This is a genomic window from Xanthomonas sp. NCPPB 2864, from assembly GCF_056675615.1.
Window position 1 is genome coordinate 730979 of record NZ_JBWWVS010000001.1, and the last position, 12945, is coordinate 743923.

Genomic DNA, 12945 nt, shown 5'->3' on the forward strand with positions numbered 1-12945 from the left:
CGGCGGCCCTGCAGCAACGGCTTGGATTCGTGTTGGTGCAGGCAGGCGCTGATGGTGTCGGGAGATTGGCCCCGTTCCGGTGCGACAGGCGAATGTTATGCGCAGGGAGGTGCTGATGCGCAGGTGGCGGTCGATCCTGTGCGCTTTGCGAAGGGCAATGCAAGCTTGGATTTTGAAAATCTTGGATCAAAAGAAAACCCGCCGGTGTCACATCGGCGGGTTTTCTTTGGTCGATGTTGTCGTTTTGATCAGGAGAGCATTCGGTTCTTCTAGTTAGAGGCGGCATCTTGAATGACGGCCCATGGAGCCCGACAGAGCAGAACTGGTACTACTTGATTGGCGCGCGTTGCGCTTGTGCCGAACCCTCACCCCAACCCCTCTCCCGGTGGGAGAGGGGCTTTGGTGTCCCGGTGGAGAGGGCTGGCACCGGGGCCGGCCAGCCAGGTGATGCGCCGGTTGTCACGTAGGTAGCGTAGCCGCAGTTAGCGATGTGGCCACAGCCAAAGATGTAGCCAATCAGCGCATCGTTTGCAGTTCACAGCTCATCAGAACTTGTAGTTGACGCCCAGCACGAAGGTGCGGCCCCATTCGATGTATTCCAGCGGACGGTCCTTGGTTTCGGCATAGGTGCGGTAGGGCGAGTTGCTGAGGTTGCTGGCCTGCAGCAGCAAGGTCAGGCCGGCAAGATCGCTGCTGTCGTTGAAGCTGTAGCTGATCTGCGCATCGGTGATGTTTTCGCCGACCACGTAGCGCAGCGTGCGGTTGCCGTTGAAGTTGCCGATCTCGCCGATGAAGTCCGAGCGGCGGCGCTGGCTGACGCGTGCTTCGAAGCCCTTGTGCTCGTAGTAGGCGGTGAGGTTGTAGACGCGTTCGGACAGGCCGGGCAGGCTGATTTCGCCATCACCGACACTGGAGGCGCTCTCCGGGTCGCGGATCTTGACGTCGCTGTCGTTGAAGGTGGCGCTGGCCTGGATACCGAAACCTTCCAACGGAGCGAAGACCAGATCCAGCGGCAGCGAAGCGGTGAGTTCGACGCCGCGCAGGGTGCCGCCCTTGCCGTTGAACGGAGCGCTGAAGGTGCCGGTGGTCAATACCGGCGCCGAGCCCGGTGGTGGCACATAGCCGGCCACCAACGCGGAGAAATCGTAGTTGTCGCGGCTCTGGGTGTAGATGTAGCTCTTGAGGTCCTTGTAGAAGAACGCGGCGGCCACGTAGGCGCGCTCGGCGAAATACTTTTCGTAGGAGAGGTCGATGGCGTTCGCGCGCCAGGGATCCAGCATCGGGTTACCGCCGCTGGCGCCGGGGCGGCCGGTGGAGGTGTCGACGCCGAATTCCAGCGAGGCGCGCAGCTGATCCACGCGTGGGCGTGCGACCTGCTTTGCCATCGCAAAGCGCAGTGTCTGTTCGTACGGGAACTGGAAGGCCAGATTCAGGCTGGGCAGCCAGTCGCGATAGGTCTTGCCGTCGTCGATCGGGCGCACTTCACTGCCTGCCGGCTGCGACGCGTCCCAATAATTTGCGTGCGAGGATTGGTCGGCGCTCTGCAGCTGCACGCCGATATTGCCGCGCACGCCCACATCGCCCCATTCGGTATCGAGATTGGCGCGCAGCCAGGCGGTGGTGATCTTTTCTTCCACGGTCCAGGCCTTGGACACCAGGAACGAGGCATCGTCGCTGGGATTGAACAGCATGTAACGCGAGACCACCGCCGGGACGTTCCAGGCGGGCAGGGTACCGATGCCGGCAAAGCCCAGGTTGACCGGCGCGTATTGCAGGTCCGGTGCGATGGTGGATTCGCCCTGCGCGCCAAGGGTGATGTTGCCTTCCGGCTGGGTTTTCTGTTTTTCGCGATTGGCGTAGTTGACGCCCACATCCAGATCCGAGAACCAGCTCAGCGCTTCGGGCATCGGGAAGCTGGCCTGCAGGCGTGCGCCCTTGAGCACATCTTCCACGCTCGGCACCTTGCCGTAGCCGGAGCCGTAGATGGTGTTGGTCAAAAACAGCTGATCGGGATTGGAGTAATCCATTCCGGGCGCAAGCTGGGAGAAACCGTTGCCGACAACCGTTACGCCGACGGTATCCAGCTGCGGCATGGGCGCACGCTGAAGATTATTCTCCAGGTTCAGTTCGTCGCGCGTGGCCTTGGAATAATTGAGATCGGCAGTGATCTTGACCGCACCGGCAGTGATCTCATTGTTCCAGCCGAATGCATCGATGGTGTCTTCGCGCTTGTTGTACATGCCGCGGACCAGCGGATAGACGCCACTGGCGTCGCCGCCGGTGAAGCTGTTGCTGTCGTTGACGCGCACGTTGCTGATGTTCAGGCCCGGCGTGTAGCCACCGTTGTAGTTGCTCAGGTTGAGCTCGAACTGGTTGGCGGTGTCGATCTGCTCGGCCTTGGTGTGGAAGGCGTCGAGCGTGCTGGTCCAGGCGTTGGACGGGCGGTATTGCAAGGTGGCCATGACGCCGTCGCGCTTCTGGTTGCCGGTGCGGCGCAATGCCTTGATGCCGTCGGAAAAATACACGCCGTCGGCCACGCCGGGGCGCGGGCGTTGTGCGTTGACCGGCTGCCATGGTTCGTACAAGCCGACCTGATTTTCCTGGATCGGCATGTCGGTGTGTGCGTAGCCGATGGTCAGGCCGATGGTGCGGTCGGCGAACTGGTCGATGTAGCTGACATTGAAGCGGTTGCCGTAAGGATCGACGTTGGCGGCCTTGCCCAGCGAATTGCGTTGGTAACGGCCACCGATGGCGATCACGCGCTCGTTGTAGCTGAGCGGGCGCGCAGTCTGCATGTCGACGGTGCCGGACAGGCCCTGGCCGACCAGGCCGGCGTCGGGCGTCTTGTAGACGGTGACACCGCTGACCAGTTCGGACGGGTACTGGTCGAATTCCACGCTGCGGTTATCGCCGGTGCTGACCACTTCGCGGCCGTTGAGCAGGGTGGTGGAGAAGTCCGGCGACAGCCCGCGCACGCTAATGACCTGTGCGCGACCGGCCACACGTTGCGCCGCCAGGCCAGGCAGGCGCGCGAGCGATTCGGCGATGCTGACGTCGGGCAGCCGGCCGATATCTTCGGCCGAAATGGCTTCCACGATCGAGGTCGAGTCCCGCTTGACCGAGATGGCACCTTCGATCGCGCGGCGCAGGCCGGTGACCTGGACCTTGTCCAAGTCCGTCACCGCGCCGGCGGTTTGTTCGGTGTCGGTTGCTTGCGCCGGTGTCGCCGATTGCGCGGCGGCCAACGTCGGTGCCATGGCAACGGCCAGGGCGATACTCAGCGCAGAGCGCTTGTGCTTCAACATTTTCCCCTCCCAGGTACATGTTGTTCTTTGATTTTTCGATCCGGCAGACGCCTGGATGCATCGCATCGCGCGCCACGACGGACGTTACGACTGCGACGTATGGTAGACACGGCACCTGGGTGCAAACGGGCACTGCATACGTATTCACTCCGGCTGATTGCGCTGGAATCGATTCCACGCCGGCTTTGCTGCGGCGCGGTACGCTCCTGGCCTGTCGTAAGGCAACGCCAATGCGCAATCTGCAGCGGTTGCGGTGCCGTTGCGTGATGCACTCGGTCGTGTTGAAGGTCTCTTCAGCCCGTTGCGACCAAATTAGCGCCTGCCATCCACCGGCACGAAGCGAATCGCCTGCCCACCACCTGGCGCAAGACGCAGTTCCAGCGTGTCGGCACTGCTGACCTGGCGTTGTTCGCTGACAAAGGCGAATGGGTTGCTGACATAGTCCGCACCGTCGCCGTCGCGATAGATCTGCGCGGTGTAGCGCATGCCCGGCTCAAGGAATCCGAGCGACACCTGCAGCAGCCGGCCATGCTCGTCGGTGATGCTGCCCAGGAACCAGTCGCGGCTATGCCGATCCTTGCGCGCGATGGTGACGTAGTCGCCGACTTCGCCATTCAAGGCGCGGGTCTGATCCCAATCCACCGCCACGTCCTCGATGAAGCGGAAGGCATCGCGGTGCTGCAGATAATGCTCGGGCAGATCGGCGGCCATCTGGATCGGGCTGTAAAGCGTCACGTACAGCGCCAGCTGGCGCGCAAGCGTGCTGGGAATCGCCTGGCCGTTGCGGCCTTTCAGGCTGAGGATGCCGGGCGTGTAATCCATCGGCCCGGCGAGCAGGCGGGTGAACACCAGGTTGACCTCGTGCTCGGGCGGATTCGGTGGCTGGCCCCAGGCGTTGTATTCCATGCCACGCGCGCCCTCGCGCGAGATCCAGTTGGGATAGGTGCGGCGCAGGCCAGTGTCCTTGATCGGTTCGTGCGCATTGACTGCAAGGTGGCGCGCGGCAGCTTCCTGCACCACGCGCAGATGATGGCGTGCCATCCATTGGCCGTCGTGCCATTCGCGCAGCGGTGTGCCGCCTGCCGGGTTACGACGTTCCACCTGGCCGTCGTCGCAGACATAGCCGGTCTTGACCGAGTCCACGCCGAACCGGGCGTACAGGTCCATCGCTTCGGCAATCTGGTCTTCGTAATGATCCACTGCGCACCCCGTTTCATGATGGCCGATCAGATGCACGCCCTTGCCGGCGGCGTATTTGCTCAGCGCGGGCAGGTCGAAATCCGGTGTCGGCCGGGTGAAATCGAAACTGCCGCCGTTGCCGAACCATTCGCCGTCCCAGCCCGGATTCCAGCCTTCCACCAACACGCCACGAAAGCCGTGTGCCGCAGCGAAGTCGATATAGCGCTTGGTGTTGGCAGTGGTGGCGCCGTGTGTCGGCCCGGTCGCCCAGGTTTGCTGGTTGAGATGCATGGACCACCACACCCCGACGTATTTAGACGGCTTGACCCAGCTCACATCGCCCAGGGCGTTGGGCGCGTTGAGGTTGAGGATCAGGTTGGACTCCACCAGCCCGGTGGCCTGGTCGGCGATCTGCAGCGTGCGCCACGGCGTATCGAACGGCAGCTTGCGCCGCACCTTCCAGCCTTCGGCGGCGGGCGACAGCTGCGCGCGCAGGCGCCGGCCTTCGGTACGGCGCAGCCACATGCCGGCGTAGTCGACCAGCGCCGCTTCATGCAGCGCGACATGCAGCCCGCTCTCGGTGCGCAAGGTGAGCGGCGTATGTGCCAGCGCGACCTGGTTCAACGGCGTGCGCTGATACAGGTATTCGTAGTGGATCGGCTCGCCTGCCGGAATCCACCATGCCTCGGAGGGTTGCGCGATGGCGAATTCGGTGACTTCCTCGTCGATGATGGCTTCGCGCAATCCCGCTTGCTCGGGAAAGTGATAGCGCAGGCCGATGCCATCGTCGTACACGCGCAAGATCACATCGAAGCGGCGTTGCGCGCCGCTGCTTTCGCCCAGGCTGACGCTTAGTTCGTTGTAGTGGTTGCGCACCAGGCGCGTCTCGCCCCAGGGTTGTTCCCAGGTATCGTCATGGGCTTGGCGTGCTTGCGAGAGGACGACCAGGCCGCGGTCCAGCCGGCCGTCGCGCAACTGGAAACCCAGGCGCGAGCGTTCCAGTACCGGCTGGCCCAGGCGTTGCACGCGGTAGTAGGGCGTGCCGCCGTCCACTTCCAGCGTGACCTGCAGGACGTTGCCAGGCGAATCGGCACTGATGGCGATGCGCTCGGCCTGCGCGATGCCCGCAAGACTGCCAAGCAACAGGACAAGCAGTGGCGCACTGCGTGCGGCGCGCGCTATCGAACGCACGCGATGTGAAACCAGCGGCATATCCCCTCCCAAGGCGGCCGTTGCGTCAGCGGCGACTATGCAGCGCTGTGGCGTGGATGAGCCATGCTGCACTGCGGCCATTGCCATGAATACGTATGCATTGATGCGGAACCGCTGAGCGCGCGTCTACCATGGCGTCACGGCACCTGGGAGGGTCCGCGCCCGTGGCACGCCAGTGCCGCGCACTACAACGCGTGCAACGAGGGAGGGAGGCCGACGGTGCAAGCCGTCTGGCCGCTTCGATGCTGAAGATGATCTGCATGGCTGCAACGCTCGGCGTTGCGGCAAGCTCGCCGGTGTTGGCCGATGAGCTGGAATTCCAGGGCCGCCGTGCGCAAGCGCAGGCGCTCGAAGACGGCGGTTTCGTGTTGCGCTGGCCGCAGGGCGAGCGCCGCATCGGGCCGCAGCCGATGCGTACCCATACCGCCAGTCCGTTGTTCGACGCCCTGTTCGCCATGGCGCAGCAGGAAATGGCCGACGACCGCGTCGAGGCGATCCGCGATCCGGCCTTCAACGACGGCAAGCCGGTGCCTTGCGCGTGTTTCGAAACCGGTGAGCGCTGGCCTTACGTATGGACGCGCGATGTCAGCTTCGCCGCCGATCTGGCGTTGGCGCGGCTGGAGCCGGAGCGCGCGCGCAACGCGCTGCGCTTCAAGCTGTCGGCGGCGCGCGACGGGCAGACGCCAGGGGTGTTTGTTGCGCAGGACACCGGCTCCGGTGGCAGCTGGCCGATCAGCAGCGACCGCGTGGTGTGGTTTCTTGCCGCGCGCGGCCTGCTGGATGACAAGGCGTTCGCTGAAGACGTCTGGGAAGCGTTGCAGGCCACGCTCGCGCAGGATCGTGACGCGGTCTTCGATGCGCAGATCGGCCTCTACCGCGGCGAAACCTCGTTTCTGGATTGGCGCGAGCAGACCTACCCGGAGTGGACGCGCCAGGATGTGCGCTTCATTGCCGAGTCCTTCGCCCTGTCCACCAACGTGTTGCACTACCAGGCCCTGCGCCTGGCCGAGCAGCTGGCGCGCCAGCATGGCGATGCGCGTGCGTCCAGGTACGCCCAGTGGGCCGATGCGCTGCGTCAGGCCATCGCCACGCGCTTCTGGGATGCGCCCAGCAATCAGTATGTGAGCTATCTGGGCAATGCGGCGCATCCGGTGCGCTATGCCAAGGTCGATCTGCTCGGTGTGTCGCTTGGCGTGCTGGCCGAGGTGTTTCCGAAGGAGCGTGCGCGTGCCGCGCTGCGCGGGTATCCGCTGGTTGCCGGCGGCAGCCCGGTGGTGTGGCCGCAGGACGCCGAACAGCCGATTTATCACAATCGCGCCGTCTGGCCCTTCGTCAGTGCGTACGCGCTACGCGCCGCACGCCAGCTGGACGACGCGCCGCGCATTGCGCTGGAGCTGCAGTCGTTGATGCGCGGCAGCGCGCTGGCTGGCTCCAACATGGAAAACTACGAGATGCAGAGCCTGGCGGTGCATGTGGAGGAGGGGCCCCGCAGTGGCCCGGTGGTGAATTCGCCGCGCCAGTTGTGGTCGGTTGCCGGCTATCTCTCCGCGGTGCTGGAAGGCGTGTTCGGCATTGGCGCCGATGGCAGTGTGACGCCGAAACTGCCGCGTACGTTGGTGCCGTTGTTGTTTGGCGATCGCCAGCAGATCGTGCTTGAACAGGGCGCCCGACGCTATGTGCTGCAGCGGCCGACGGCGAGTGCGGGTGAGTTGCTGGTGGCGGGGAAGGTCGAGCAACAAGGCCAGACCACGTTGGTGCATCTGATCGGTCGCAAGGCCGATACCACCGCCCCGCCGCAGCCAGGCCAGGTGTTCGCACCCAGCACGCCGGAGGCGCCCGTCGCGCAACGGCAGGGCGACGGCCACCGCATCGTGATTCCGGCTGGGACGACGCTGTACATGGATGGGCATGCGTTGGACGCCACGCAGCACTTAGACCTGCGCGAGGACGGCCGGCTGCACGTGCTCAGCCTGACCCGCCGCGCCGATGGCCTGGAGTCGCTGCACAGTCCCGCGTTGACGCTCGGCCCGTTGCAGGAGGTCGCGGGCAGCGAGGCCTGGGTTTGGACTGCCACGCGCGCGGGCCAGCATCGCGTATCGCTGCGTTATCGCAACCCCAACGGGCCGATCAATACCGGCGTCACTGCGGCGGTCAAGCGGCTGCTGCTGGAATGCCCGGGGCAGGCGACGCAGTCGCAGGTCGTGGTGATGCCGCATAGCGTGGGCGAGCAGCTGTCCACGCAGGTCAGCTTCACTGTGGTGGCCGGGCAGCAGTGCAGGTTCCGGCTGGAAGATGGCTTCAACATGAGCGCACTCGCGCATTTTGCGCAGTACAACGGCGGCCGCGGTGGTCGCGATGGCGTGGTCAACACCGCGCAGGTGAGCGCGCTGCTGGTCGGCCCCGCAGCGAGCACGGAGGCTGCGCAATGACCGCCAAGCCACGCCTGAGTTTCTGGCAGATCTGGAACATGTGTTTCGGCTTTCTCGGTATCCAGTTCGGCTTCGCGCTGCAGAACGCCAACGCCAGCCGCATCTTCCAGACCCTGGGGGCGCAGGTCGACGATGTGCCCGGTCTGTGGATCGCCGCACCGCTCACCGGTCTGATCGTGCAGCCCATCATCGGCTACCTGTCCGACCGCACCTGGACGCCATGCGGGCGCCGACGTCCGTATTTCATGGTCGGCGCGGTATTCACCACACTGGCCTTGCTGGTGATGCCCAACGCGCCGATGCTGTGGATTGCCGCCGGCACGTTGTGGGTGCTGGATGCATCGATCAACATCTCGATGGAGCCATTCCGCGCCCTGGTCGGCGATCAACTGCCACCGGCGCAGCGGCCCACCGGCTATGCGATGCAGAGCTTCTTCATCGGGGTCGGCGCGATTGTGGCGAGTTTCCTGCCGTGGTTGCTCACGCATTGGGGCGTGGCCAATACCGCGCCGCCGGGGCAGTTGCCCGACAGCGTGCGCTACGCCTTCTACCTCGGTGCCGCAGTGCTGTTCCTGTCGATCAGCTGGACGGTGCTGCGCACGCGCGAATACAGCCCGCAGCAGCTGGCCGGTTTCGACGATGCGCATCCGCCTGTAGCGGCTGCAGCGATCGCCGGCACCTTGCCGCCGCAACGTGCGAGTGCGCTCTGGTGCGGCATCGGTGTGCTGCTCGCCGCTGCGATCGCCTGGCAGCACGGCGACCGCATGCTCTACGTGCTGGCCGGCCTGTGCATCGCCTACGGTGCGCTGCTTGCGTTGGCGCGCGTGCTGCCATCGACCGGCATGCTGGTGGCGATCGTGCAGGACGTGCGCAGCATGCCGCTGACGATGCGACGCCTAGCCTGGGTGCAGTTCTTCTCCTGGTTCGCGCTGTTTGCGATGTGGATCTACACCACCGCCGCAGTCACCCAGGTGCACTTCGGTGCCAAGGACACCGCATCGGCAGCCTACAACGAAGGTGCGAACTGGGTGGGCGTGTTGTTTGGCGCCTACAACGGATTTGCGGCGTTGGCGGCATTGGTCATTCCACTGCTGGTGCGTGCGATCGGCCTGCGCTGGAGTCATCTGTGCAACCTGTGGCTGGGTGCGGCCGGGCTGTTGTCGATGCTGGTGATCCGCGACCCGCAGTGGCTGCTGCTGTCGATGCTGGGTGTCGGCTTTGCCTGGGCCTCGATCCTGTCGCTGCCCTATGCCTTGCTGTCCGACAGCGTGCCCGCCGCCAAGATGGGCGTGTACATGGGCATCTTCAATTTTTTCATCGTGATTCCGCAGCTGGTCGCGGCCAGCGCACTGGGCTTCGTGCTGCGCGTCTGGCTGGGCGGTCAGCCGATCCATGCGCTGGCCATCGGTGGCGCCAGTTTGCTCATTGCCGGTGTGTGCGTGGTGCGGGTTCCAATGGCCTCGGGAGGGCAGTGATGCGGCATGTGATGATGGCTGGATTGATCGTATCTGCAGGGGCGGCGAGCGCGGCGGCTGCACCCGGCGATTACTACGGCACGCTGGAACCGTTCGCTGCCGACGCGGTGTATTTCGTGGTGACCGACCGTTTCGTCAATGGCGACCCCGGCAACGACCAGCGTGACCAGGGCGGTGCGCATCGCACGTTCGATGTGCCGACGCCTTGCGCAGATGGAGTCGGCGACAACATCGGTTACCTGGGGGGCGACTTCAAGGGCATCGTCGAACATGCCGACTACATCCGCGACATGGGCTTTGGCGCGGTATGGATCACGCCGATTGTCGACAATCCGGATGAGGCCTTCACCGGCGGCAAGCCGATCAGCTGCGGCAGTACGCTCAGCGACCACGGCAAGACCGGCTATCACGGCTACTGGGGCGTGAATTTCTACAAGCTCGACGAGCATCTGCCCAGTCCGGGCCTGGACTTTGCCGGCTTCACCCGCGCCATGCATGCCAACCGCTTGAAGGTAGTGCTGGATATCGTGGGCAATCACGGCTCGCCGGCCTACAGCATGCCGGTGGCGCAGCCGGGCTTCGGCAAGCTGTACGACGCCGATGGCCGACTGGTCGCCGATCACCAGAATCTGCCACCGGCGCAGCTGGATCCGCAGCACGTTCCGCTGCACGCGTTCTACAACACCGGCGGCGGCCTGGCCGAGTTGTCCGATCTCAACGAAAACAATCCCGCCGTGCTCGATTATCTGGCTGGCGCGTATCTGCAGTGGATGGAGCAGGGCGCCGACGCGTTCCGTATCGACACCATCGGCTGGATGCCCGACCGTTTCTGGCATGCCTTCGTTGCGCGCATCCGCGAAAAGCGTCCGGGGTTCTTCATGTTCGGCGAAGCCTTCGATTACGACGCCAGCAAGATTGCCGGGCATACCTGGGCGCGCAATGCCGGCGTCAGCGTGCTGGATTTCCCATTGAAGCAGCAGCTGTCCGCTGTCTTCGGGCATGAGCAGGCCGGGTTCGAGAAGCTTGCCGCGCCGCTGTTTCTGCGTCAGGGGCCGTATGCCAATCCGTACGAGCTGATGAGCTTCTACGACAATCACGACATGGCGCGCCTGGATGCCAGCGACACCGGCTTCATCGACGCGCACAACTGGCTGTTTACCGCGCGCGGTATCCCGGTGATCTATTACGGCTCGGAGACCGGCTTCATGCGCGGGCGCGCCGAACATGCAGGCAACCGCAATTACTTCGGTGCCGAGCGCATCCGCACTGCACCGCACAGCCCGATTTTCGGCCCGTTGCAGCAGATCGCGCGGCTGCGTCGCGATACCCCGGCATTGCAACGCGGCGTGCAGGTGGATGTGCTGCTACGCGGGGAGCACGCGGCATTTTTGCGGGTCTATCAGCATGCGGGCGCCAGCCAGACGGCGTTGGTGCTGCTCAACAAGGGCGATGCGGCGGCGAACATCGAGGTGACGCGTTTTCTGCAGCCCGGCACCTGGCGCGACGCGATGAGTGGCGAGCAGGTGCCGGTGCAGCGTCGGCTGCTGGCGGCGGTGCCCGCGCATGGGGTGCGGGTGCTGCTGTCGGACGCGCCGATCACCGACCCGGCCTTGCGCAGGCAGCTCGACGCGCAGATGGCCGAGCAAGCCGCGCGCGACGCCCGCAACCGGTAGGAGCGCCCCCGGGCGCGACGGGCGTTGCCGGCAATGCCCCGTCGCGCCCGGGTGCGCTCCTACGAGGCATCAGATCGGGGACTTTCGCGCACGCTCCAACGAATCCCGAATCCCGAATCCCGAATCCCGAATCCGGCCGACGCTGATTTCGATCCTGGTCACGCTGCGGGCCGCGACAGCACGGGGCCGCCCGCAACAGGTAGGAGCGCACCCGGGCGCGATGGGCGTTGCCGGGAACGCCCCGTCGCGCCCGGGTGCGCTCCTACGAGGCGTCAATGGCTGCGGCTGACCCCGCGCAGCCCGTCACGTATGCTCTAACGATTCCCGATTCCCGATTCCCGAATCCCGATTCCCGATTCCCGACTCAACGCCTGACAGCCCCATCAGCGGCCCGGCCAAGCACCGCCTCGCCGGTCTCCGAGCCGGACGGTCTCCAGCCCAACGGTGGCTGCAGCCCACTGCTGCGCGAGGAATCACGCAGCGCCAGCTTCACTGGAATCGTGCGGCTCTGGGCCGCTTCACCGCGGATCAGCGCCACCAGGCTTTCCACCAGGAGCGTGCCGGCCTGCTTGGTGTCCTGCTGCACCGTCGACAGCGCCGGCGCCACCGACGCCGCCAATGCGATATCGTCGAAGCCGCTCACCGCCACATCCTGCGGCACTCGCAGGCCGCGCTCGCGCAAGGCGCGCATTGCGCCGATCGCAATCAGGTCGCTGGCCGCGCACACCGCATCGAATGCCTTGCCGCTGTCGAGCAGCGCCAGGCACGCGGCATGGCCGGACGACTCGGTGGTGATCGCGTCGAACTGCAGCGCGCGATCGGCCACCAAACCCTGCTGCTTCAGCGCAGCCACGTAGCCGCGGTAGCGCTCTTCGAACTCGGGATAGTGGTTGGACGCGTGGCCGAGAAAGGCGATGCGGCGGCAGCCCTGCGCCAGCAGATGCTCGGTGATATCCAGCCCGCCCTGGTAATTGTCGCTGCCGATCGAGATGCCCGGCTGCCCCGGCAGCGCCGCGCCCCAGCGCACGAAGTGGGTACCTTGTTCGACCAGCAACTGCAGCCGCTGGCGCGACTGCTGATAATCGCCGTAGCCGAGCAGGATGATGCCGTCGGCCTTGTTGCTGTCTTCGTAATCGGCCTGCCAGTCCTTGGACAGCTGCTGGAAGGACACCAGCAGGTCGTAACCCTGCAGCGCGCAGGCGCGGGTGATCGAGCCCAGCATCGAATGGAAGAACGGGTTGATCAGCGAATCGTCGGCGGTAGGGTCTTCGAAGAACAGCAGTGCCAGCGTGCCGGCATTGCGCAGCCGCAGCGACGAGGCGTTCTTGTCGACCTTGTAGTTCAATTCCTTGGCGATGCGCAGGATGCGCTTGCGGGTTTCTTCGTTGACCATCGGGCTGCCGCGCAGTGCGCGCGATACGGTCGGCTGCGACACGCCGGCCAGGTAGGCGATATCCAGCGAGGTGGCTTTACCCTTGATGGTCATGGTCGGCACTGGCAGCACAGGTGGCCGGCATCATGCCACGCGCCCGCCGGCCCCGTGCCGGCATGCGCAACACTGGGCTGATTGGTTTACCATTCGCTTCCAATACCCCTTGCGAGAAGGTGGCCCGCGCCCCGCGCCGGCCCAGCGTGCGACATGAGCACTACCACCGCCCACCGCTGATTCCGG

At 65.0% G+C, this 12945-nt stretch carries 6 protein-coding genes; 3 read left to right on the plus strand and 3 right to left on the minus strand.

Annotated elements, in window-relative coordinates; translation table 11 throughout:
* Nucleotides 1-545 precede the first annotated feature (545 nt).
* Together AC1KVE_RS03095 and AC1KVE_RS03100 are read right to left on the minus strand one after the other, a co-directional pair.
* Entirely contained in the window at nucleotides 546-3305 is a 2760-nt protein-coding gene (locus AC1KVE_RS03095) for a TonB-dependent receptor (RefSeq protein WP_184456273.1), read from the minus strand.
* A 312-nt stretch (nucleotides 3306-3617) separates the two neighbouring features.
* A complete protein-coding gene (locus AC1KVE_RS03100; RefSeq protein ID WP_184456270.1) occupies nucleotides 3618-5696 on the minus strand; it encodes a glycoside hydrolase family 97 protein in 2079 nt (692 codons plus the stop codon).
* A 242-nt stretch (nucleotides 5697-5938) separates the two neighbouring features.
* Here AC1KVE_RS03100 and AC1KVE_RS03105 point away from each other — a divergent pair, with 242 nt between their 5' ends.
* The 3 genes from AC1KVE_RS03105 to AC1KVE_RS03115 are packed head-to-tail and all read left to right on the plus strand — an operon-like array spanning nucleotide 5939 to nucleotide 11273.
* Entirely contained in the window at nucleotides 5939-8125 is a 2187-nt protein-coding gene (locus AC1KVE_RS03105; protein WP_184456268.1) for an alpha-L-rhamnosidase-related protein, read from the plus strand.
* Nucleotides 8122-9600, plus strand: a complete 1479-nt coding sequence (locus AC1KVE_RS03110; RefSeq protein WP_184456266.1) for an MFS transporter — start codon at nucleotides 8122-8124, stop codon at nucleotides 9598-9600. The genes AC1KVE_RS03105 and AC1KVE_RS03110 overlap by 4 nt, the downstream gene beginning before the upstream one ends.
* 14 nt (nucleotides 9601-9614) lie before the next feature.
* Nucleotides 9615-11273, plus strand: a complete 1659-nt coding sequence (locus tag AC1KVE_RS03115; protein WP_481091930.1) for an alpha-amylase family glycosyl hydrolase — start codon at nucleotides 9615-9617, stop codon at nucleotides 11271-11273.
* A gap of 364 nt (nucleotides 11274-11637) precedes the next feature.
* On the opposite strand, the gene AC1KVE_RS03120 is transcribed toward AC1KVE_RS03115, so the two are convergent.
* Nucleotides 11638-12759 (minus strand): LacI family DNA-binding transcriptional regulator, encoded by a 1122-nt coding sequence (locus AC1KVE_RS03120; RefSeq protein WP_065031740.1) that lies wholly within the window; start codon nucleotides 12757-12759, stop codon nucleotides 11638-11640.
* Nucleotides 12760-12945 lie beyond the last annotated feature (186 nt).

Excerpts from the sequence above, each read along its gene's own strand:
- AC1KVE_RS03095 (WP_184456273.1), bottom strand. The coding sequence starts at position 3,305 with ATGTTGAAGCACAAGCGCTCTGCGCTGAGTATCGCCCTGGCCGTTGCC.
- AC1KVE_RS03100 (WP_184456270.1), bottom strand. The coding sequence starts at position 5,696 with ATGCCGCTGGTTTCACATCGCGTGCGTTCGATAGCGCGCGCCGCACGC.
- AC1KVE_RS03105 (WP_184456268.1), top strand. The coding sequence starts at position 5,939 with ATGCTGAAGATGATCTGCATGGCTGCAACGCTCGGCGTTGCGGCAAGC.
- AC1KVE_RS03110 (WP_184456266.1), top strand. The coding sequence starts at position 8,122 with ATGACCGCCAAGCCACGCCTGAGTTTCTGGCAGATCTGGAACATGTGT.
- AC1KVE_RS03115 (WP_481091930.1), top strand. The coding sequence starts at position 9,615 with ATGGCTGGATTGATCGTATCTGCAGGGGCGGCGAGCGCGGCGGCTGCA.
- AC1KVE_RS03120 (WP_065031740.1), bottom strand. The coding sequence starts at position 12,759 with ATGACCATCAAGGGTAAAGCCACCTCGCTGGATATCGCCTACCTGGCC.